Source organism: Reinekea marina, from assembly GCF_030409715.1.
Taxonomy (GTDB): Bacteria; Pseudomonadota; Gammaproteobacteria; order Pseudomonadales; family Natronospirillaceae; genus Reinekea; species Reinekea marina.
In genome coordinates, this window is the sequence record NZ_JAUFQI010000001.1 from 2011768 (window position 1) to 2034680 (window position 22913).

Annotated in this window: 22 protein-coding genes; 14 read left to right on the forward strand and 8 right to left on the reverse strand. The window is 42.8% G+C overall.

What is annotated here, in order from left to right:
• Positions 1-5 precede the first annotated feature (5 nt).
• Entirely contained in the window at positions 6-1142 is a 1137-nt protein-coding gene (gene flhB, locus QWZ13_RS10680; protein ID WP_290281759.1) for a flagellar biosynthesis protein FlhB, read from the forward strand.
• On the opposite strand, the gene QWZ13_RS10685 is transcribed toward flhB, so the two are convergent.
• The 4 genes from QWZ13_RS10685 to QWZ13_RS10700 all read right to left on the reverse strand — a co-directional run bounded on the left by QWZ13_RS10685 (position 1139) and on the right by QWZ13_RS10700 (position 3329).
• Positions 1139-1861 (reverse strand): heparan-alpha-glucosaminide N-acetyltransferase, encoded by a 723-nt coding sequence (locus tag QWZ13_RS10685; protein WP_290281760.1) that lies wholly within the window; start codon positions 1859-1861, stop codon positions 1139-1141. The two genes, flhB and QWZ13_RS10685, sit on opposite strands and share 4 nt — an antisense overlap.
• Positions 1836-2171, reverse strand: coding sequence for a hypothetical protein (locus tag QWZ13_RS10690; protein ID WP_215999568.1), 336 nt, complete (start codon positions 2169-2171; stop codon positions 1836-1838). The genes QWZ13_RS10685 and QWZ13_RS10690 overlap by 26 nt, the downstream gene beginning before the upstream one ends.
• Before the next feature lie 159 nt (positions 2172-2330).
• Positions 2331-2603, reverse strand: a complete 273-nt coding sequence (locus QWZ13_RS10695) for a PilZ domain-containing protein (protein ID WP_290281761.1) — start codon at positions 2601-2603, stop codon at positions 2331-2333.
• Between the two features lie 3 nt (positions 2604-2606).
• Positions 2607-3329, reverse strand: a complete 723-nt coding sequence (locus QWZ13_RS10700) for a hydroxyacylglutathione hydrolase family protein (protein ID WP_290281762.1) — start codon at positions 3327-3329, stop codon at positions 2607-2609.
• Here QWZ13_RS10700 and yaaA point away from each other — a divergent pair.
• Genes yaaA through QWZ13_RS10715 form a run of 3 tightly spaced genes read left to right on the forward strand, consistent with a single transcriptional unit; the run spans position 3328 to position 5228 of the window.
• Positions 3328-4167, forward strand: a complete 840-nt coding sequence (gene yaaA / locus QWZ13_RS10705) for a peroxide stress protein YaaA (RefSeq protein WP_290281763.1) — start codon at positions 3328-3330, stop codon at positions 4165-4167. The two genes, QWZ13_RS10700 and yaaA, sit on opposite strands and share 2 nt — an antisense overlap.
• A 12-nt stretch (positions 4168-4179) precedes the next feature.
• On the forward strand, positions 4180-4767 hold the full coding sequence (locus QWZ13_RS10710) for a YajG family lipoprotein (protein WP_290281764.1): 588 nt from the start codon (positions 4180-4182) through the stop codon (positions 4765-4767).
• A gap of 59 nt (positions 4768-4826) precedes the next feature.
• Positions 4827-5228, forward strand: a complete 402-nt coding sequence (locus tag QWZ13_RS10715; RefSeq protein ID WP_215999572.1) for an MAPEG family protein — start codon at positions 4827-4829, stop codon at positions 5226-5228.
• Between the two features lie 44 nt (positions 5229-5272).
• On the opposite strand, the gene QWZ13_RS10720 is transcribed toward QWZ13_RS10715, so the two are convergent.
• Entirely contained in the window at positions 5273-6178 is a 906-nt protein-coding gene (locus QWZ13_RS10720; RefSeq protein WP_290281765.1) for a LysR family transcriptional regulator, read from the reverse strand.
• Positions 6179-6541: 363 nt separating this feature from the next.
• Between QWZ13_RS10720 and QWZ13_RS10725 the strand changes: the two genes are divergently transcribed.
• The 6 genes from QWZ13_RS10725 to QWZ13_RS10750 all read left to right on the forward strand — a co-directional run bounded on the left by QWZ13_RS10725 (position 6542) and on the right by QWZ13_RS10750 (position 11038).
• Positions 6542-7606 (forward strand): DUF5610 domain-containing protein, encoded by a 1065-nt coding sequence (locus QWZ13_RS10725; RefSeq protein ID WP_290281766.1) that lies wholly within the window; start codon positions 6542-6544, stop codon positions 7604-7606.
• Between the two features lie 65 nt (positions 7607-7671).
• The gene (locus tag QWZ13_RS10730) at positions 7672-7923 is read left to right on the forward strand and encodes a glutaredoxin family protein (RefSeq protein ID WP_290281767.1); all 252 of its coding nucleotides are present in this window, start codon (positions 7672-7674) and stop codon (positions 7921-7923) included.
• A gap of 15 nt (positions 7924-7938) precedes the next feature.
• On the forward strand, positions 7939-8643 hold the full coding sequence (locus QWZ13_RS10735; protein ID WP_290281768.1) for a hypothetical protein: 705 nt from the start codon (positions 7939-7941) through the stop codon (positions 8641-8643).
• Entirely contained in the window at positions 8573-9193 is a 621-nt protein-coding gene (locus tag QWZ13_RS10740) for a DUF6436 domain-containing protein (protein WP_290281769.1), read from the forward strand. Before QWZ13_RS10735 ends, QWZ13_RS10740 begins: the two co-directional genes overlap by 71 nt.
• A 6-nt stretch (positions 9194-9199) precedes the next feature.
• A complete protein-coding gene (locus tag QWZ13_RS10745) occupies positions 9200-10204 on the forward strand; it encodes a chemotaxis protein (RefSeq protein ID WP_435406990.1) in 1005 nt (334 codons plus the stop codon).
• A gap of 42 nt (positions 10205-10246) precedes the next feature.
• Positions 10247-11038, forward strand: a complete 792-nt coding sequence (locus QWZ13_RS10750) for an MOSC domain-containing protein (protein WP_290281770.1) — start codon at positions 10247-10249, stop codon at positions 11036-11038.
• A gap of 22 nt (positions 11039-11060) precedes the next feature.
• On the opposite strand, the gene QWZ13_RS10755 is transcribed toward QWZ13_RS10750, so the two are convergent.
• The 3 genes from QWZ13_RS10755 to QWZ13_RS10765 all read right to left on the reverse strand — a co-directional run bounded on the left by QWZ13_RS10755 (position 11061) and on the right by QWZ13_RS10765 (position 17305).
• Entirely contained in the window at positions 11061-12950 is a 1890-nt protein-coding gene (locus QWZ13_RS10755) for a lytic transglycosylase domain-containing protein (protein ID WP_290281771.1), read from the reverse strand.
• A 128-nt stretch (positions 12951-13078) separates the two neighbouring features.
• Positions 13079-16198: an efflux RND transporter permease subunit gene (locus QWZ13_RS10760; protein WP_290281772.1), complete on the reverse strand. Its 3120-nt coding sequence runs from the start codon at positions 16196-16198 to the stop codon at positions 13079-13081.
• Positions 16199-16207: 9 nt separating this feature from the next.
• Positions 16208-17305: an efflux RND transporter periplasmic adaptor subunit gene (locus QWZ13_RS10765; protein ID WP_290281773.1), complete on the reverse strand. Its 1098-nt coding sequence runs from the start codon at positions 17303-17305 to the stop codon at positions 16208-16210.
• Positions 17306-17348: 43 nt separating this feature from the next.
• Between QWZ13_RS10765 and QWZ13_RS10770 the strand changes: the two genes are divergently transcribed.
• From QWZ13_RS10770 to fadB, 4 genes are all read left to right on the forward strand, one after another.
• Positions 17349-19292 (forward strand): ATP-binding cassette domain-containing protein, encoded by a 1944-nt coding sequence (locus tag QWZ13_RS10770; protein ID WP_290281774.1) that lies wholly within the window; start codon positions 17349-17351, stop codon positions 19290-19292.
• Positions 19293-19320: 28 nt separating this feature from the next.
• On the forward strand, positions 19321-20040 hold the full coding sequence (locus QWZ13_RS10775) for a DUF6901 family protein (protein ID WP_290281775.1): 720 nt from the start codon (positions 19321-19323) through the stop codon (positions 20038-20040).
• Between the two features lie 3 nt (positions 20041-20043).
• Positions 20044-20553 carry a hypothetical protein gene (locus QWZ13_RS10780; RefSeq protein ID WP_290281776.1) on the forward strand — a complete coding sequence of 170 codons (510 nt, stop codon included), beginning with the start codon at positions 20044-20046 and terminating at the stop codon, positions 20551-20553.
• 206 nt (positions 20554-20759) lie between these two features.
• A complete protein-coding gene (fadB, locus tag QWZ13_RS10785; protein ID WP_290281777.1) occupies positions 20760-22904 on the forward strand; it encodes a fatty acid oxidation complex subunit alpha FadB in 2145 nt (714 codons plus the stop codon).
• The last annotated feature ends 9 nt before the right edge of the window (positions 22905-22913 follow it).

Genomic DNA, 22913 nt, shown 5'->3' on the forward strand with positions numbered 1-22913 from the left:
AACAGATGGCAGAAGAAGATCCTTCCCAGGAGAAGACCGAAGAACCCACGCCCAAGAAAAAGGAAAAGGCGCGGGAAGAAGGCGACGTAACTCGGTCGAAAGAGCTTAATACCAGTGGTATTTTACTGACGGCCGCCTTGTGCCTGCTTGTTTTTGGTCCATTTATCGCTTCGTCGTTCCTTAAAGTGATGGCGTTTTGTTTCAGTTTTGACCCTAGAGCAAGCTGGGACACTTCCATTGCCACTGATTACTTGCAGGTGGTGATTTATGAAATGGCTTGGGCGGTCTCCCCAATGTTTGCTTTCTTGTTATTAGCCTCGATTGTTGCCCCTATCAGTTTAGGTGGATGGAATTTCTCTACAAAAGCTATGGCACCAAAATTTTCTCGTATGAACCCTTTATCTGGATTAAAGCGAATGTTTTCAATGAACTCATTGGTTGAACTAGGAAAGGGTTGGGGCAAAGTCTTGGTTGTCGGCGCGGCCGCCGTTATAGTTTTAATTGGCTTAAAAAATGAATTCTTATCCATGGTTTTTCAACCCACGCATCAAGCCATTGGACATTCTGCAAAAGTACTCGCGTGGTCCTTTTTGTTTATTTGTGCCAGCACTATTCTCATTGTGTTAGTGGATGTTCCTTTTCAAATTCACAGTCACGCAAAAAAATTACGTATGACCATGCAGGAAGTAAAAGAGGAATTTAAAAACACTGAAGGTAAACCCGAAGTAAAAGCAAAAGTTCGTCAACTTCAGCGAGAGATGGCTAATCGACGAATGATGAGTGATGTTCCAGATGCCGATGTCATCATTACCAACCCAACGCACTATGCAGTTGCACTCAAGTATGAACCCAATGCTATGCCAGCACCGGTTTTGTTAGCCAAAGGTGTTGATGAAGTGGCCTTGAAAATTCGCGAAATTGGCTCGGAGTATAAAATTCCTATTGTAGAAATGCCGGCTTTAGCGCGGTCAATTTTTCATCATACAAAAATTGGCGGTGAAATCCCTGAAGGCTTATACATTGCTGTTGCCCAAGTGCTGGCTTACATTTACCAAATTGATATGTGGAAAAAAGGGCAAGCCGCCGAGCCGCCTAGAAAACCGACAACGCCAGTGCCTGAAGACTTAAGGCGAGATGATTAAACCCATTGTGCAATCAACCAGGCCAGAATAAATAAGGGCCCTTGGTGTACTAAATAAAACACCAAACTGTGCTTGCTCAAAAATAATAATGGTTTAGATAAGGTTGGGTTTTTTAAATGTGGAAGGTTAAACCCGCGACAATAGCCAACATATATCCCTATCCAAATCATACCGATCCACGGAACAAGGCGGGTTAAATCTTGCGTAGCTTTCGGTAAATTCAGAGGCTCGTTGAGGTGTTCCCACAAGGGTTGCAAGTTAAACCAATCGGTAGTGTTGTAAAGTATAAAAGTAGCAATACCGAATACCAACGCCGCTTTTGGCCACCGAAGCAATGGTAGCGATAATAGGCTGGCTAAGGCGATAAAGTGCAGAACGCCAAACCATACCCAACTGGTTGGGTACATAAACCAAGTCACGAGACTGATGATTCCAGCACCCCCGACTATTTTTAGTTCACGCTTCCAAAACGCAGGCCAGCAAATAGAAGGATGATTGGCCGCAAATAAGCCGTAGCCCACCGATATAAAGAATAGCGTGACAATTAGGTAACGAAAGATCGGAAAAAAACCACTTTCTGAATTGAAGGAAACGAGGCCATAAAGGCTTAGATTATAGCTGAAATGGAAAATTGCCATTAAGATCAGTGCCAAACCGCGGCACTGATCGATAAGTAGGTTTCGTTTTATACTGTTATTTGAAGAGATTGAGGAGTTCATCACCCGTCATTTCATTGAAATCTTTCTTTTCTTTCTTAACCACAGGCTTAGGTGAAACCTTTTTCGCCTGAATCTTTTGAGCTTGCTCTATACGCTTTTGAGCGCTTTGCTTACCATTGGTCGTGTCTTTTTGACCTGTTTCATCTAAAAACTTTTGGTAGGCCGATTTTTGACGAGACTTTTTGTGCTTTTCAAGGCGATTGTGCGTAGGGATTTTTCCCTTCTCACCTTGTTTGATAAAGTCTTTCTTTGACCCAGTTTTTATACCGAGCTTTCCCTTCATGGTACGGGAACCTTTACTGCGAGACATGTTAAACCTGTATGTGTGTGAAAACTGGTGGCATTATAGCCTGAATTAATCGAAATATAACGGTTTTATTGTATAAAATATCAACAATTAATGAGTATGGCTCGTAAACTTCGTTTGACTCTATGATTCAGCCTATTTGGCAGAGGGTAGCGAGTAGGGTTAACGAGGTACAATGGCTAATCCCATGGAGTTTTGTCCAACCCAGGCAACGTGTAGCTCTAAAATAGGGGCTTCTATCGGTAGGTCTTGTAGTTGGCCGGTCACCAACATACCTTTGTGCCAAAATTCGCTGTCAAATTGCTCATTGCTGAAAGCAATTCCGCCGTCGGAAATATCCCAAGTTTCACCAATGATTTGGTCTCCTGAGTCTAAAGTAAGTTTGATGGTCATTTTTACCGACGTTCTCGGATGATTGCGCTTTTCTTGACTCATGGGTTACCACTTATCCCTTAAGGCTCTTAATTCAATAAACGCTTCGCGGTCAGGAGCGTTTAAAAAGAGGTTAATTTCTTTTTCCTGTGCCCAATTAGATATTAGACGAGTATCCGGTGTTTGCTGAGAAACTTGTTCCAAAAGGCGTGCGGCCGATTCTAAGTTTGGCTTTTGCTGTAAGGTAAATTTTAAATTTGTTTCAATGTAATCGTGCCCAGTATATACCTTAACAGTGTCTGTCATAAGGTGCTTTAAGCGTTGTACCGTGTGGTAAAGCTCAGTTGCATCGCCCGATTTAGTATTACCAATACCCGCGTTGAACACGGTGTCACCAAAAATAGCCCAATGGTCTCGCTGCCAAAAGATGCCGTGTCCAGGCGTATGGCCAGGCGTAAGTAAATGTGAAATGGCGCAATTGCCTAAAGTTATCGTTTGATTGTCTTTTAGCCATGTATCAGCATCAAACTTGCCTCTGCAGGTTTCAGGGGCATAAACATGGGCGTTGGTGAGCCTTTGAAGAGGCGTCAAGTCTTTGATGTGATCTGGATGTTCATGGGTAATCCAAATTTGCTCAACCTCTAGATTTTGCTCATTTGCGAAATTAAATAGCAAATCGGCATTAAATGGATCAACGATGGCGGCTTTACGACTATCGGGACACACCACCAAATGGTTATAATTTAACGCAGAGTTTGGGATAAAGAGTCTAACAACATCAGCAATCATGGCTGTGGCTCAGTTATTTATTGATTTATTAGATAGTGTAGGGGAGAAAGGCGAGATGTTGAAGGTATTGGCGGTAATATCGCCGTCAAAAAAGCTGGATTTTGAGCAAGAGAGTCCTATTGATCACTCCACTCAGTACCGTTTTTCAAAACAAGCACAAACATTGATCGAAGAATTAAAAAACCGCACACCTGAAGATATTAAAAAACTGATGAAACTCAGTGATAATCTGGCGCATTTAAATGTTCAGCGCTATCAAGATTGGTCTGCGAAGATGACTAAATCAAACAGTAAGCAGGCTTTGTTTGCATTTACAGGAGATGTCTACACTGGGTTGAGTGCACAATCGTTAGAAGAACCGCAAATACTGAAAGCGCAACAAAGTGTTAGAATACTTTCTGGTCTTTATGGGTTACTTCGCCCTTTAGATAGAATACAACCTTACCGCCTAGAAATGGGCACTCGGTTGAAAGTGGGTGAAGCTAAAAACTTATATGGGTTTTGGGGCTCACAATTGACTCAAAAATTGAATGAGGACATTAGTGACACTGAAGCCGACTTAGTATTGAATTTAGCTTCTCAAGAATATTTTGGTGCCATACAAAAACAAAATATTAATGCTCGAGTGGTGACACCTATTTTTAAAGATAAAAAGAACGGTGAGTATAAGATTATTTCCTTTTTCGCAAAAAAAGCGAGAGGTTCAATGGTCAGGTATATACTTGATCGCCCCATTAAGTCTATAAATGATGTGAAGTCATTTAACTACGATGGCTATCGTTACTGTGAAGAACGTTCCGCCAATGACGAATGGGTCTTTATTCGCGATGAACAATAATAAGGCAACATTATGAAAAAAACTAACCACCTGTTTTTAAAAAACTTTCTGTTCGTTTGCGCAACATTGATAACGGTAGGCTGCGCACAATTATCCCCTCAACAGGTTGCATTTACACCAGCAATTGAAGCTGAAGGCTTAATCAGTGGTACTGGTACGTTGAGTTTAAAGGCGACGGATATACGTCCATCGAATGTTATCGGCGTCCGAGGAGGCGCATATACTTCAACAAGTACGATAACACCGAAAACGCCATTGACGACGGTAGTGGAATCAATTGCACGACAAATATTAGAGCGTGGTGGTTTTATGCTGACAGACTCATTGCCGGATCAAGCCCTTGAAATTCAAATAAAAGAGCTTAGTTTTGAAACGACCGATCAAAAAGCCAGTATAAAGCGTAATACGGCGGTAGCAGCGATATCTGTGGTGGTTGAGAAAGGCAGTGTTACCTACAAGAATAACTACAAGACGACTCAATATATCGAAACCCTTGGGTACCCAAGTGAAGCGGAAAACGAAGCTTTGTTGAACGATGTTTTTGATTCTGTGTTAGAACGTATGTTTCGTGATCCAAAGTTAGAATCTTTTTTACAATAACAACCAAAAACCTGCACTGGGAAATTAAGTGTGGTCAATTAGCCAAATAAGGAAACCCTATGATATACCCAATGTTCGCCATGATTATGCTGACATTTTTTATTGGTCTTTATACTTTTTATGTGCGAGTACAAAGTGTGCGTCGACGAGAAGTTAACTACCGGGCTTATTTGCTTATGAAATCTGAGCAGTTCCCTGAACAGGTTCAAAAAGCAGGTCGCAGTTTTAATAACCAGTTTGAAATTCCGATGTTGTTCTATGTAGTTTGCTTAGCGTTTTTGGCGCTCGACATTAACTCTGAGTTTGCATTGGTGATGGCTTGGGTGTTTTTTGGATTAAGAGTTGTCCATGCTGGAATCCACTTAACGTATAATCATCTAATGCATCGATTCAGTGTTTTTTGGATGTCTGCATTAGCGGCTTTGGCGATGTGGATTAACCTAGTTTTGAATATTGCATAGTGTAATAGGGTGCACTCGTTATGAGTGCGCCCATCAGAATTTACTTATACATCGTCTAAATTATGCTCAATAAAATAATTGGCCATAAAATCTACAAAGGCGCGACTTTTCGCCGATAGGTATCGGTTTTCAGGGTATACAACATGAATAGTTCTGGTCGGAATATTCACTTCCGGCAGCAAGTTTACTAATTTTCCAGATTCAATGTGTTCTCTGATCATGTAGTAAGGCAGAGCCGAAATACCCATGTCATTCAATGTCGCTTCGCACAACGCGTCTAAATCATTCACGGTGAAACGACGATCTTTGTTGATCAGAGCGGCTTCCTTCAAAAAGCGCTTGATCCAACGAGGTTCAGCGAAGTCGATACCAGAGACCATCAGTATGTAATGGTTGGTCAGCTCCTGAAGGGTTTCTGGCCGACCATGTTTTTCTAAATATTCCTTAGAAGCAACAATGATTACCTTTTGGCGCGCGACAGGACGTGCGACGAGTCGGCTGTCTTGTAAAGAGCCAAGGTGAATGGCTAGGTCTATACCTTCACGAACGAGATCCATGCCTTTATCGGCTAAGGTTAAGTCGAAATTTACATCTGGGTATTGTTCTAGAAACTTAGCGAAAATTTTCATCAGCATTGCGCGACCAAACGTCGGCGTTGCAGATATCTTTAAGGTGCCCCGAGGACTGGTTTCTAAATCTTTTACCATGTGCTCAGCTTCTTCTAAGTCTTCCAATAACCGGCTACAACGATTAAAAAACAATTGTCCGGCTTCAGTTGGGCTGACTGACCGCGTTGTTCGATTAAGTAAGCGAACGCCTAAACGATCTTCCAGTAAACTGATTTGTTTACTGACGGCGGAAGGGGTAAGGCCTAGCTGGTGAGCTGCGTTGGTAAAGTTATTTGCTTTAACCACAGTGGTAAAAATAATGAGTGAGTCCAATCGAGCCATAGAAACATCCAGTGATTTGATGAAGATCGCACAATCTTATAGGCACTTTGATGAATAATCCATATTTATCTATGAAAATAATTTGAAAGTGGTTGAGAGTGCAGATTTGAGCATATTTAGCTGTATTTAGCTCCATATTAATAGAATATCGGCCAAAATTTATACGTTTAAGGCGGGTGAATCGACAGAAGAATCAGTAAATATTCGAATTCTATTGAATTTATAGGGTAATTCATAAGCGCTTTATCTTTTGAAGCTTACAAACCGTTACCAAGTGCTTTTAAAGTTATAATGAGATTGGCCGATACCTCGAAGGTAAGGTTATACCTGTACTAGGTGTAACATTGGTTAGAGGGATTCCCTATGCACCACCCAATATCAGGCTATTCCGGTACTACGGTGAATTACGACCGTCCAAATCGAGATCAGCGCGCAGAAGCAGCTAACCGAATGCTCGATAAAAACCCAATATCTGTAAATCAGGCGCAAGAAGCCGAAACCGTTGAAGCGCCATCAAAAGCGATCAATTTTGATGTAGATGCTTTGGTTGACCAGATCTGGGGGTTTGCCCAACAACGAATTTCAGATGCGAAAGCCAATGGAGCATCAGAAGATCAGATTGAAAGTATGTTTGAAGCCGCCGAGCAAGGTGTAAAGCAAGGCTTTGGCGAAGCAAAAGAGATTTTAGACGAACTCGGTCAATTAGACGAACCGTTGACTATGAAAATAGATTCAGCCTTTGGTCAAATTATGGACCGCCTAGATGAACAAGACTTGAGTGTTCCAAGTAATCGATCTGAGCCAATTCAAGCGCCTATTCAACGTTCATCGGCCAGTTCAAATGTTGATCGCCAAATCAATATGTATCAATACGAGCGCCAAACCTTTTCATTAAATTTGACCACCAATGAAGGTGATAAAATTATGATCCGATCGGTTGCTGAATCTTCTAGTACATTAGAAGATAAGCGATTTGGGCGTGAATCCTCAACGGTATGGGGTAGCCAGCAGTCTTCGGGCTTTCAATTGATGATAAAAGGAGATCTAAACGAACAGGAAGCGGCAGATCTTGATGCCTTGTTAGCTCAGGTAAATGAAGTAGCGAATGAATTTTATGAAGGCGATTATCAAAAAGCATTCGATATGGCGACTGAGTTAAACATAGACGGCAGTAGCATGCGGTCCATGGACTTAAATATGAAAGAAGTTGAAGCTAAAGGTGTTGGCGTTTATGCAGAAGTGGCCGAGCAACCCGCTAAAATTCCGGCTGGTTTATCTCCATTGAAAGAGTATGCCGAGAAGCTACTCGCTAGTCAGGAGCAATGGTTTGAGCAGTTTAACAGCCGAGATGCCTTTTTGACGGTTATTGAAAATCATCCGATGAACCGTGGAGAGTTATTCGATACGCTTTCATCATTACTGTCTTAAAGACTCTGAATTTCACACAAATTCCTATAAACTAAGCACCTCATCATTTGATAGGTGCTTTTTTTGTGAATCTCTTCTTGTACCACACAGCGGGCTGTCACCTTTGTGAATTGGCAGAGCAAGAGCTCTCCAAGTTACCTCTTAAAGATACTGTCTCACTTGTTTTAGTTGATATTGCCGATTCCGAGCCATTAATGAAGCAGTATGATGTTAGAATTCCTGTCATAAAGCTTGAGTCAGTCGATAGCGATTTAGGCTGGCCATTTTCATGTGAAGATGTGGTTCATTATCTTGCACAAAATAATATCGAACTGTAGTAAAGGGTAGTTTAGATGTCTTATAAATCAGTCTGTTTAGGTGCGTTTTTCATGGCATTTTTGGCGGGGTGTACTTCGATGCCAAAGAAAACGGAAACCATATATGAAGCCTTGGTAGTCGATACCAGCTTACGTAGCGTGGTAAATCAGTGTGCTGCTTTAGGTTCTGAAGAAAAGAAAATGATTGTAGAGGCACGAAATTCTTGGTGGCAAAGAAATGCGAGCCATGTAATGGCCGCTGATTGGGGGTTGCTCAAGCTCAATTGGGATGGCGCTCATGCAAACGCACAAAGCCAACGTGCATTACTGAGTATGGCACTTTTGGAGAATATTCAAGAGGAATCTAAGCTCGAGAATACTCGTTTAATAAAAGGCAGTGTAACCACAAAACAGTGCCAAAAGCTGGCGGAAAAAATGAGCAAAGGAAAGCTCGATTTAGCGAAAAGCAAGGCCGATAAAATCGTTTTAAAAGCCTTGAATGATGACAGAGTCAATGTAGAAGGCCAGGCTCAAATTGCTCAGTCTATCAATAATCGTTATCGAAAATACGGACGCTCATTGTTCGTCGTTGAAAAAACGCTCCGAGAGGCGGGTTGCAGTAAGCCGACCATTTCTTTAATTCGTAACGCATGGCCAATCGAGGTCTTTGATGCAACCTGCAACCAGTCAGAATACTTATTGGTTCAGTGCGATTGGGGACGGTGTGAAATTAAACGCTAAGTCATCGGTAAGTTTAACAAATAGCCTTACATATCGATGGACCGCAGTTGCCATTTTCGTATTTGCACTACTGGTGGCAACAGCGATTTGGTTTCAAAGAACTCATGTTGGATGGTTAATAGAATCGGTACCTGAGCCGATCACTTACTTGCATTCTTGGCAAACGGCTATTGATCGGAATGAAACCCTTCAACATCCCGCCGTCATTCACCACTTGCCAGATCATTGCTTATGCACTTTGTTAACAATTGGGCATGCTACAAACATTTCTCGAATGGCTGAGCAAAATGGATTTAGCATCGCGCAAGTGGGCACACATCATAAAGGTCTAGGGAAGTCTGTTGAATTGGTGATCCCAAAGCTATCTCCAACAATTGCCATTACCGATGCAAATGGTCAAATTAAATATCTAGGTGCCTACAGCGAAGGTGTCCGATGTACCAATGCAAACAGTATGGTCGATTCATTCTTGGAGGGCGTTTCGCACCTTCCAAGAGCGACAATAGTGGGCTTAGATGTAAAAGTTTGTCGTTGCCAGCTGAATCCTTAAGGCATATTGAAATATATTGACTACACTGAAGTACATGGATTGCTGTTGCAGTTGTATGGTTTTTTCACACGGAGTCTCACCATGTCAGATATGCTAAAAAACGTCGATAGCCGGACGAATTTAGTCGGCCAAAATAGGCTAGAGTTATTGATGTTTCGCTTAAATGGACGTCAAGTGTATGCAATCAACGTATTTAAAGTGCAAGAAGTGCTTACGCTACCTAAGTTAACGCTATTGCCGCAGCGTCATCCTGCTGTCATTGGTGTCGTATACTTAAGAGGTCGGTCAATCCCTGTGATTGATTTAAGTGCCGCGATTGGCTTAAGCCCTGTGCGTCATGGTGAAGAATCAACCATTATTGTTTCCGAATATAATTCGACCGTTCAGGCGTTTTTAGTTGGCGAAGTCGATAGAATTGTGAATATGAATTGGGATGAAATTCAGCCACCGCCTTCTGGTGCAGGAAAATACCATTACCTTACGGCCATTACACAACTCGATAAGGCCATTATCGAGATTATTGATGTAGAAAAAGTGCTTTCTGAAATATCACCGCTTAAAACAGAGCTGCCTGAGCATATTATGGGCGAAGACTTTGTCGCCAAGACGCAAGGGCGAGAGATCTTGATGGTTGATGATTCCTTAACGGCTCACGCACAAGCTCGGGCAACGTTTGAGAGCTTGGGCTTGAAAGTACATCAAGCGATGGACGGTATCGAAGGCTTAGACATTCTTAGAAAGCTTGACTCAGAAACGAATGGGCCGCTTCATGAAAGGTTGTTAATGGTCGTAACTGATGCTGAAATGCCTCGAATGGATGGCTATCGGCTGACTACCGAGATACGCTCAGATCCTAGCTTAAAAGACTTATATGTCATTTTGCATACATCTTTAAGCGGTGCATTCAATGAGGCGATGGTCGAAAAAGTAGGCTGTAATGCTTTTTTGTCTAAGTTTAAAGCTGAAGAGTTAGCCAACGCGGTTAAAAATCGAGTTAACGAATTAGACTAATTTAGGTAGTATGGCTGTCGTCGTTTACAAAAGGTAACAGTCATGGTCACAAGCGTAATAGATGAACTCTATATTTATCCTATTAAATCTTTACCTGGCCTGTCGGTAGATGAATTAAATTTTGGGTCGTTAGGCGTTGAAAACGACCGCGAGTTTGTTTTAGTCAATGCCCAAGGCCGATTTATTTCACAACGTTCTCACCCAGCTCTAGCGGCTTTTCATCTGTCCGATAACCACAGCACTTGGCAGGTGTCTTCATTAAATAAAAACTGTATTGAAATTCCGAAGCAATCTTACACAGATAAAGCCATGGCTATATCCGTATGGAAGGATCAAGCCACGGCTTATGAGGTTGATCCTTTGATTTCTCGTTGGTTTAGTGAGCTTTTAGATGAAACGGTTCACCTAGTGCGCTTTGATGAATTAAGCAGCCGCAAAGTTGAGAAGGGAGGCTTTCAGGGGCATTTTGCATTCGCTGATGGATTTCCTTTGCTGGTTTGTAACTCGAACTCTTTAAGCGAAATAAATCAAAACGCCCCTAGTGATTTGTCAATGCAACGTTTTCGCCCCAATATCGTGTTGGCGATGCCTGAAAATGAAGAATATAAGGCCCGTTCGATTTCTTTTGCAAAGGGTGGTGAACTGAAATTAGTTGAGCCTTGTGTACGGTGTAATATTCCTGCGATAAATCCAGAAACGACCGTCTTTGAAAAACCTATTCATGAGTATTTGAAGGCTGCAATTAATCGCGGGGGTAAGCCCGTGTTTGGTATGAATGCCATCATTCATCAACTGCGAACAATACGAAAAGGCGAACAATGCATCATTGAATAATGCGTGCTTTCAGTGAACCGAGTTATTGCAATGCGGCTATACCTGAATTTGGTTGAGTCCACTGATTCATTTGCCAGACATTTCCCGTATGCAGAGCATACACTTGGCTGTAAACCAAAACAGACTTCACATAATTCCGAGTTTCATCGAAAGGAATGGACTCTATCCAAATAGAAATATCCCCAGAATAACGTTTTTTCCAAGCAATCACTCGGCTTGGTCCGGCATTGTATGCCGCGGTGGCGTAAACAGGGTGGTCAAAGCGAGAAAGCAACTCTCTTAAATAGTGGCTTCCCAATGCGATGTTGGTTAACGGGTCGTCTAGGTCTTCTGTGCCGGTATAGTCTACATCGTATTTTTTTGCGGTAACTTTAGCCGTAGCTGGCATTAGCTGCATTAGGCCACGTGCACCGACTGGGCTTCTAGCGGCCTGCATATAGCGACTTTCTTGACGAATGACACCGTAGATCCAGAAGCTAGGAATGTCGAGTAATTGAGCGTGGTAATCAATAATCGGATCGAATGCTAACGGGTAGCGTAAATGGATTAAGTCGTATCGTCTGCTCCAGCCAGCCGCTTGTGACGCCTTACTGTACCAACCCGATTCTAGTGCGAGTTCAGCGGCATCATGCTGAGTTTGGTCATCTTTTTTTCTAAGCCATAGGTTCCATTCAACTTGCGCTCGTTCTATTTCACCTAACTTGAATAACGCTAGGGCTCTCACCATCGCTGGCTCTTTTCTGACTCTATCGGCGTTGGCGTTTGGGTAAGGCGTATGGTTAGCCAGTTGGGTCGGCTGGTTTAATACCCCTGCAGCTAGGTAGCCATAGTAGCTGCGCTTCTTACTTAACTGATGCAGTGGGTTGGTCGTTTCATCAGCAACGCCACTGTGCAACATGGCATAACCTAACCAATACTCCCATTGATCTGAATGTTTAAGGGTATCTGACAGTTCAGAATACATTTGAATGACTGAAGAAAATTGCTTTTCGCTTAACGCAATTTGTAATCGCCAGTGTTGGACAGTTTCATCTGATCGGCTAGGGTCTGCAATCGTTAACCAATAGTGAGCCTCAGGCAAGCCTTGTTTTGCCATCGCTACCCCTAAGTATTTAGAGGCCTTTTTAATTTGGTCTGGTGAAAATTTAGGTGTTGACTTGACCAGCGTAAGCCAAAGGTTAGAAGCTGATTTCGGGTCTTTAAAAGCCATACGATTAACGGAGGCGAGGGCAAGCTCACGCATGGCTTCGCTATTAGGATTATAATTTTTGCTGATTATGCTTTTAGGGTTTTGATACACCTTTGCTAAGAAGGTGCCTTGTTCAAAGCTTTCAGCGGTTGGATATAATTTATTAAGATAGCGCAGCAGGCTTCCATTTCGTTGGTAAAAAGCTAATAACTGCCTTTGCCAAATTAAGTTTTCCTGATTAGGTTGCAGTGCAAGCCAAGACAATAAAAAAGGGTCACAATGGTCTGGACGTGATGTTCCGCTCATCCATAAGTTAGCAATTTCTTCTTGAGAAACTTTTTTGCCAAGAGTTTGTTGCGCTGCAAAATAGTGGCATTTTTGTTCGGCCGACGTAGCGCTCGCAAATTCGGAAAACGTGAGGCGTGCATCGTTTCTGCGAATGATTTCTTTTTGCCAAATGGGTTTTAGCAGCCAATAGGCGGCCTGATTATTTGGGTCACTGCGAAAATTCTTAATTTGTTTGTAACTTACGTTTTCAATGTTTTTTTCAAACCAAAGGCCTAATAAGTGCGGATATAAAGGGTCGTTTTTTAAGCGTGCTAATTCAGCCTTATTCAATTCGCCAGAGAATATTTTAGATTTTAACTCTTCATACGAGGCGTTTGAAAAGGCACTGAAAAGGACTGTTGAACAAAAAACAAACAAACGAATAATATTTAACATGATGACACAGCAAACTTAACCATAATATAGGTTAAGGCTAATCGGTTTAATGGAAAATACAAGCGCTTAATAAATTTAGCCTAACTTGAAGAGCTATCTCAAGTTAGGCTAAAAAATAGTAGCGTTGTTTATTTGCTACTGTTACGGAATCGCTCACCTAAAACTAGTAGGCAGGGCGTTAATACTAAGGTAAGAACGGTTGCGAACAACAAACCTCCAGCAATGGCGGTTGAAAGTTGAGTCCACCACTGCGCTGAAGGCGCACCAACTGAAATTTCTTTACCTAAAATATCAATGGTAAGCTGAAATACCATCGGAACCAGGCCTAAAATGGTTGTGGCGGTGGTCAGTAGAACCGGTCGTAAGCGTTGCGCACAGGTCATTAAAGCGGCTTGTGTTGGTTCTATGCCTTGTTTACGGATAACGTTAAAGGTATCAATCAACACAATGTTGTTATTAACAACAATTCCAGCCAATGCAATGATGCCTATGCCGCTCATCATAATTCCAAAGTTACTGCCCGTTAACACAATTCCCACTAATACTCCCACGGTAGAGAGGGCAACAGAAGATAAAATCAGTGCAGTTTGGAAAAAGCTATTAAATTGTGTAACTAGAATGATAATCATCATAAAGAACGCCACACCAAATGCTTTGCCCATAAAGGCGCCCATTTCCTCTTGTTCTTGTTGATCGCCAATAAACCTAAACGCGACATTTTCAGGAAAAGCACCAGAATCGTAGAGTGATTCTAGCTCAACGGCTAACTCGCTAATGACTGAAGCCACTTGATAGTCGGCTTTCACGTTCGCTTCTACATCTAGCGTGAGTTTTCCTTCAGTGCGAAAAAGATCACCTTGTTTATTTTGCGCTTTTCGCTCGATAAAATTGCTTATCGGTAATTGCTCGCCGCGCACGGTAATGGTTAGGTCATCAATCTTATCTAAATCGCGTCCGTTGAAAGGGTAGCGAGCTCTAATTTCAACCTCATCATCGGCATCACTCGGTCGGTAAGAGCCAATTTTTAAACCGTTGGTTATCATCTGAATAGACGAACCTACGGTTTGTAAATCGGTGCCAAAGCGGCTAGCGGCTTCACGATCAACATCGATTCGCCATTCTAAGCCATCCAATGGACGGTTATCTGAGACTTCTTTGATCTTCTCATTCGCCTGCATTTGATTAACTACCAAGTCAACGGCTTCATTCAACGCTTTTATGTCGTTTGAGAAGAATTGCAGTTGTATGTCAATGCCGGTGGTAGGTCCCATTGCGGCGGCTTTAGATTCTGCAACGACACCTGGTATCAGCGATGCTGCATCTAATGCTTGTTCAATGATGACGGCTGTCCTAGGCCGTGTAGGCGACCAATCAATGAACTCCAGCTGCATTACACCAATGGTATCTTCTGTGTAGTCTCTAAGTGGGGTTGCGTTCACTTTGGTGGTGACGGTTTTAATCGTATCGAGTTCAAGCAAGTTTCTTTCTACTTGTTTGACCAGCTTATCTCGTTCTGCCAAAGATAAGTTGCCGCGAGCTCGAACGACAATAGAGCCAAAATCGGCGTCTATTTCAGGGAAGAATTCAACGTCAGGGCTTCGGACAACAAAAGCACCAACAATGATCGCAATGAGCAACGCTACCAGTCCAATAGCAAGGCCAGGGCGAGGCAATAAAAACCGAATGAATCTAACGTATTTACCTAGGAACCCAGGAATATTCTCAAAGTTACCATGATCAATGGCATCTACCGTTTGCTGCTGTTTTTTAGTAATCGGTAAAGGCTTACCAATGACAAAGCCAATGGCAGGCACGGCAATTAGAGCCATGACCAAAGACGCCGTCAGAGTGATGATGACCGTTTTGGGTAAAAAGCCCATAAATTCACCAGCAATGCCTGGCATAAATAATAACGGCATAAAGACGGCTAGGGTTGTCGCGGTTGATGCAATAATCGGCCATGCCATGCGTGTGGCTGCTTCTCGATAGGCTTCTTTACGATTAGCGCCTTCTGTCATTCGGCGGTCGGCGTATTCCGTTACGACAATGGCGCCGTCGACGAGCATACCGACCGAAAGAATCAGTGCAAAAAGCACTACGATATTGAGCGTTATGCCGAGCATTTGCAAAATCATCATGGTGGCTAAGAAAGAAGCAGGGATTGCAATCCCTACTAATGTCGCACTGCGTACGCCTAAGAACCAAACAATGATGACAAAAACAAGGATTGTCGCGGTGAGAACGGAGTTAAAGAGATCGTTTAATTGCTGCTCAATCATCACCGAGTTGTCTTGGGTATAAGTTACACGAATACCTACGGGCCAAAGCGGAGATACTTCTTCAACTATTCTTTTAGCTTCATCAATGGTTGCGATGATGTTTTCACCGACTCGTTTTTTAACTTCTAACGTAACCGCAGATTGACCATTTACTCGTGAAATGCTGTTTGCGTCCTTATAGGTACGTTGACCATGTGCAATGTCACGAAACCGTACGACAACATCGCCGTCTACCTTGACGGGCAAATTTAAAATGTCTTCTTCTGTTTCGATTAAACCCGGAACTTTAAAAGAAAATCGGCCCGCACCGGTATCCAAATTACCGGCCGTGACCAGTTGGTTGTTTTTAGAGACTAGGGTGAACAGTTCAGCATGTGAAATGTTGTAACTGGCCATCAGTGCCGGATCAATAATTATTTCGGCAACTTCATCGCGCTTTCCGGCGATGGTCGCTTCTAATATCCCAGAAGTGGCTTCTAGCCTATCTTGTAAATCAGTAGCGACTTTAAATAGGACGCGCTCATCAATATCACCAGACAGAGATATATTAATGACCGGAAATAAGGCAAGGTTGACTTCATTGACGGTTGGCTCATCTGCATCGGCCGGCAATTTGGACTTTACTTTATCGACACCGTCTCGCACATCCACTAAAGCTTCATCAATGTCGACGCCGATTTCAAATTCAAGCATGACAGAAGCATGGCCTTCACTGGCGGTGCTGGAAATCTCCTTTAAGCCCTCCAGAGAGTTGAGTTCTTGCTCTAAAGGGCGCACTAGCAATCTATCGGAGTCTTCCGGTGAAATGCCTTCCAAGCCCGTACTCACATAAACAAAGGGTACAGTTACGTCGGGTTGCGCTTCTTTAGGGATAGATACCAACGCAAAGGCCCCAACTATGAGGATAAGTGTAAAAAATAACAGAACGGTACGAGTACGGTTCAATGATGCGTTTATTAAACTGACCACGAAAACCCCTTATAGTCCAACAGCTTTAGATTGAACAAATGGTTTGATGGTCGGATTGACCGTTTCATCGATATTAACGAACCCTTGGCCTACAACAATAATGGCCGCTTGATCAGGCAACCCTGTGACCCAAACGCCATCGGTGGCCGATCGAATAATGTCTACTTTATTGAACTGTACTTGGTTTTTGTCGTTAACTGTTTTCAACCCTAAGTCGCCACTTTCGTTAATGAACAACAAAGCAGGGCTGATGTAATGTCCCTTGGCTTGATCTATGGCGATGGTGGCTTTTGATGTAACGCCAGATACCGAACGGGTTACGTTCAAAACCTTGAGTTCAACCGTAAAAGTACGGGTTGAAGGGTTTGTCGTAGTACCAATGTAAGTAACTTCAGCATCGGCGATGTCACCATTGATCAAATCTACTTTGCCTTTTTGGCCTAATGATAGGCTTAGGATGTCTTTTTCAGAGACTGAGCCTACAAATACCATTTCAGAAAAGTCATAGATGTCTGCTACCGGTTCGCCTTGGCGAAGGTATGCGCCAATCTCTACATGTAATGATTCCAACTGGCCATCGAAGGGGGCTCGTATGTTTTTATGCGCGATTTGAAGGTTTAAACTCGCTAAATTGGCTTTTGCTTGTTCATAGCTGGCCAAAGCTGCGGCCAGTTGAGCACCATTTTGTAAGCCCTGTTTTTTCAATTTTTGGGCACCTTCGTATTCGAGCCTTTCTTTTTCGACCGATGCGTTGGCTTGAATTAATTTGGCATTTAAATCACCCATATCAATTTTGGCGATAATGTCACCTTTTTTAACTCGGTCACCCTTTGTTTTTAACAATTGGGAAACTTTTCCTGAGGTTTCGCTGCTCACCGTAACCCAACGTTTTGCCTGAGTTATGCCATTTATGGTTAAAGTTTGTTCAACTCTCTGTGATTGACTATTTATCACTTGAACTTTGGGCGTTAAATCCGTACTTTGCTGTGCATTATCTTTAGGCGGGTTAACATCAGAATCGTTTGATGAGCCTGTCATCATCCAAATGATTAATACCACTAAGATAGTAATAGCTATAATAGGGCCGGTATAACGGGTTTTAGACACGAATAATTACCTCAGTTTAAAATCGGCGACACAGTAATAGGGAATGCTCCCTCAAAAAAGTGCCGAAAGTCAGTCTAATATGAGTCTTATAATATTTGATCAAGTTTCATTTGCATTAGGTGCAGCGCCTTTGCTCAATCAATGTTCATTTTCAATAGAGAAAAATGAGCGTGTAGCATTGGTGGGCCGCAATGGTGCCGGTAAATCAACACTACTAAAATTAACCTTAGAACAATTTAGCCCCGATAGCGGCATAATTAAGTATTCCAAAGGCTTAAAGCTCAGCTATTTGCAACAAGACTTGCCAGTTGGTGATGATGAGCCAGTGGGCAATGTCATTTTAACGCGCGTAGGTCCTGTTGGTGAGGCCATTTTACAATACAATTCCATAGCCAATTCAGATCAACCTAATTTAACAGAGTTGGAGCGCTTACAGCATTTCATTGAAGAACATGATGGTTGGAACCTGCAAAACCAAGTGTTGGCTATTTGTACCAAGTTAAAATTAGACCCTGATAAAAAATTTAATGCTATGTCAGGCGGCTGGCGTCGTCGTGTCCTATTAGCGGCCGCCTTGGTTGTAGAGCCCGATGTTCTCATTTTAGATGAACCTACCAACCATTTAGATATAAAAATGGTGGAATGGCTTGAAGACTTGTTGCTTTCATTCAAAGGTACGGTGTTATTTGTATCGCATGACCGAGCCTTTATAGATCGTATTGCAACTCGCGTTATCGATTTAGATCGTGGCAAGGTAAGCTCTTTTCCCGCGCCCTATGATACTTATCTAGAGTTTAAGGAAAAAGCGCTAGAGGATGAAGCCAAGCAAAGAGCCCAAGAAGATAAAGTACTTGCCCAAGAAGAAGCGTGGATCAGGCAAGGAATAAAAGCTCGTAGAACGCGCAACGAAGGTCGAGTGCGAGCCCTAAAAGCGATGCGTGCAGAATTATCCCAGCGGCGCTTTCAACAAGGGTCGGCCAACTTTAAAATTGAGATGGACGATAGTTCTGGCAAACGTGTGGTTGAGCTAAAAGATGTCGTTTTTGGCTTTGATGCGTACCCGATCATTAATGGGTTTAGCTCGACTGTTTTGCGTGGTGACAAAATTGCCTTGTTAGGCCCTAATGGCATTGGCAAGACCACCGCGTTGAAACTGTTGCTTGGAGATTTAACCCCAAGCTCAGGAGAAGTTAAAGCTGGGACTCGCTTGCAAGTCGCGTATTTTGACCAAGCTCGAGAAGCGTTAGATCCAGAAAAACAAATTGTAGATGTGGTATCTGAAGGGCGAGATTTTCTTGAGATACAAGGTAAACGAAGGCATGTTATTAGCTACTTAGAAGACTTCTTGTTCGCGCCAGAGCGATTGCGTATGAAAGTTAGGCAGTTAAGTGGCGGAGAAATAAACCGTTTGTTGCTGGCAAAAATGTTTTCGCAGGCCGCGAATGTGTTGGTGCTCGATGAGCCAACCAACGACCTTGACATGGATACATTAGATTTATTGATCGATCGACTCAGTGATTTTGAAGGAACGGTATTGCTTGTGAGCCATGACCGATACTTTATTGACCAATTGGCAACTAAGAGTTGGGCATTTGAAGGTAATGGCGTGGTTCGGGAGTATGCTGGTGGCTATGGCGATTGGAAAGTGCAAGGCGGTAAGTGGCCCGACCTAGACGATAAAGATGCTGTAAAAAAGGCGCAGACAGAAGTAGAAAGCTCCGGCCAAGCTGAAAAAACTAAAGCTCAACCTAAAACGACTAAAAAGAAGCTAAGCTATAAGGAACAGCGAGAATTTGATCAAATGCCAGCCAAGATTGAAGCATTGGAGTTACAAATTGAGACATTGGAAGCAGAAGTCGCTGAGCCAGGGTTCTACAATCAATCACCAGATGTTACAACAACCCGGTTAGGTCAACTAGAGTCCGTTCAGAGTGAATTGAACGAGGCTTATGATCGTTGGGCAGAATTAGAAGGCATGATTAATTAAAATGCTCAAACTTATATTGGAGCCGTAAATGAGTATCACCTATATTTTTAAATTTTTGGAAAACGACTCTGAACTTAAATTCGAAACAGCTGGGGTAAACGAAGAGCGTGTTGAGCGCATCCCAACCGAACCCGCTGAGTGGACAAAGTTAGATTATTGCCAGTGTACAAACTGTCCACTTAAGGCTTCTGAAACCGAGCATTGCCCAGCAGCGCTCGATATTCAGCCTATTGTGGAGGGCTTTAGAGAATTGCCCGGGTTTACTAAAGTCGATGTCACCGTTGTCACTAGTAATCGCGAGTACCATAAAATAACAGGCTTAGAAGAAGGTTTGCGTTCATTAATGGGGCTTGTTATGGCGAACAGTGAGTGCCCAATTTTAAAAAACTTAAAACCGATGGCTTTTACGCACTTGCCGTTTTCCAACCAAGATGAATTTATTATTCGCAGTGTCGGAACCTACTTGTTGCGTCAATATTATAATATGAAAGATCATGAGGAGCCTGATTGGAATTTGGATGGGCTGGTGTCTTTAAATAAAGAGTTGCAACTTGTTAACCAGGCTGTTTGGCAACGTGTGCATTCAGCGTGTGAAGGGGATTCAAACTTAAAAGCATTGCTCAGTTTTTTCACCTTGTCTTCAAGCGTTTCTTACTCTTTAGAATCTCAGCTTTTAAAGCTTAAAAGTAAGTTTTTAGATGAGACAGACCCTTTTAAAGAGTTTGAGCTGCAGCAGGGTGCTAAATAGTCCATGGGTATCGTCGTAATCATCGTTTCTATGCTGGTGGTGGTCGGTTCATTTATGTGGATGCGACCGTCACCAAGAGATCAATACCTTTCGAAAATACGTTCAAAGGCTTTAATGACTGGGTTTCGCATCGGCAGCATGAAAGTGCCCGATACCAGTGAAGAGGGCCGGATTAGTGAGATCAAGCGTATTGTCACCACCTATGCAAAAAACCTTGAAGTAATTAAAGGTCGTTCTTTAGGTTATACCGTTATCCGTACTTCTGGTGAAGCGGGTATCTACCTCCCCGATGGTTGGCAATGGCATGAGCGAGAAGACATGCCGCAAGCTCTCATGGAGCAAGCGGCCTTGTTAGTTAAACCGTTACCCTTATCCATTACATTGATCACGGTCAGTGATTCTCAGGCTGCACTCTCGTGGGATGAAAAAGACCCACAAGTGACCTTTGACACGTTAAGCCAAATCCTATCCCACGCCGCTTCGCTGGTGAACCGAAAAATACAGGGCGAATAATCCGCCCTAACTTAGCCTCTCAAACTGTTGACTTAAAGCTTTGTTGGAGTATTGTGTTAATCAAATCAAACAGTCGTTTGAAACTTGCGTTTGATTTTGTCGCAGACAATGAATTATTCGTCTATAACTGTATAGATTAATGCAATAAAGTTGAAAATAGCGATAACCTAATTCGCAGCCAAACAAAGATAAAATGGAGACAGTTCATGATCTACCAAGGCAATAGTATTTCCGTTAAAGAGCTTGACGGTGGGCTTGCTGAGTTGGTATTTGACTTGAAAAACGAATCGGTCAATAAATTCGACAAAGCCACATTAAGTGAGCTAAACGATGCCACTCAAGCAATTGAAAACTCATCCGCGAAAGGTGTTCTGGTTAGCAGTGCTAAAGACAGTTTCATTGTTGGCGCTGATATCACCGAGTTTTTACAATGGTTTGAGCAAAGCGAAGAAGAAGTGGTTGCTTCGGTACTTCAAGCTAATGAAATATTCAGTCGCTTTGAAGATCTTTCGATTCCAACCGTTGCTGCAATCAACGGCATTGCTCTTGGCGGTGGCATGGAAATGTGTCTGGCTTGTGATTATCGAGTGATGTCTACAGCGGCTAAAGTTGGCTTACCAGAAGTTAAATTAGGCTTGTACCCTGGCTTTGGTGGTACCGTTCGATTGTCTCGTGTTATTGGTGCAGACAATGCGATTGAATGGATTTCTGGCGGTGCTGAAAAACGCCCTGACGCCGCATTAAAAGACGGTGCAGTTGATGCTGTGTTTGCCCCTGAGCAATTGAAAGAAGAAGCGTTGAAGTTGCTGCAGCGCATTGTTGCTGGCGAGTTAGACTTCGAAAACCGTAAAACTGCGAAGAAAGGCAAGCTAGGTTTAAACGCCATTGAATCTATGATGGTTTTTGAAACTGCAAAAGGTTTTGTCGCTGGTAAAGCCGGTAAGCATTACCCTGCGCCTGTAGATGCTATAAAAACCATTCAAAAGCATGCGAATTTTGAACGTGATCAAGCGATTGCTATAGAAGCTAAAGGCTTCGCAAAACTTGCTAAAACGCCTGTTGCTCGGAATCTAATTGGATTGTTCTTAAATGATCAGTCGATTAAGAAAATAGCTAAAGACCACACGGCACTTGCCGGTGATGTGTCCCAAGCCGCCGTATTAGGTGCAGGTATTATGGGCGGTGGTATTGCTTATCAAAGTGCTTATAAAGGCACGCCAATTTTGATGAAAGATATCAACGAACAAGGTATTCAATTGGGCCTTGATGAAGCAACGAATTTGTTAACTAAAGCCGTTCAGCGTAAGCGAATGGACGTAGGCAAAATGGCGCAAACCTTGACGCGCATTCGCCCGACATTGTCTTATGGCGATTTCGGCAACGTAGATGTTGTAGTTGAAGCGGTTGTTGAAAACCCAAAAGTTAAAAAAGCCGTACTGGCCGAAGCTGAATCTCACCTAAAAGAGGGTGCTGTTTTAGCTTCAAACACCTCTACTATTTCAATTACCGATTTAGCAACGGCATTGAAAAAGCCGGAAGATTTCTGTGGTATGCATTTTTTCAATCCAGTGCATAGAATGCCTTTGGTTGAAGTTATTCGTGGCGAGAAAACGTCTGATAAAACTATTGCAACCGTAGTTAAATACGCTCAGAAAATGGGCAAAACGCCTATCGTAGTGAATGACTGCCCAGGCTTTTTGGTTAACCGAGTATTATTTCCTTACTTCGGTGGTTTCGCCATGATGTTGCGAGATGGTGCTGACTTTGAGCACGTAGACAAAGTTATGGAGAAGTTCGGTTGGCCAATGGGTCCGGCTTACTTGCTTGACGTTGTTGGAATTGATACCGGTGTTCACGCTCAAGCGGTTATGGCAGAAGGGTTCCCTGATCGAATGGCGCAAGACTTCCGTTCAGCAATGGCGGTTATGTTCGATGAGAACCGTTATGGCCAGAAAAATAGCCAAGGCTTCTATAAGTACGAGCTAGACAAAAAAGGTAAGCAAAAGAAAGTTTCTGACGAAGTTGCTCATAAACTTGTCGACAGCGTTGTTGAAAGTAAGCAAGAGATGTCCGATGAAGACATCATTAATCGCTTAATGATTCCAATGTGTTTAGAAACTGTACGATGCCTAGAAGACAATATCGTTAATACTCCTGCTGAAGCCGATATGGGCTTAGTGTATGGCATTGGCTTCCCTCCATTCAGAGGTGGTGCATTGAAGTATATTGATGATATGGGCGCGGCGAAGTTCGTCGAACTATGCGATCAGTATTCGTCGCTAGGTAAGCTTTACGAGCCAACGGCGAAGCTTCGTGAGATGGCCGCTAAAAACGAAAAATTCTACGCTTAATAGGAGAGT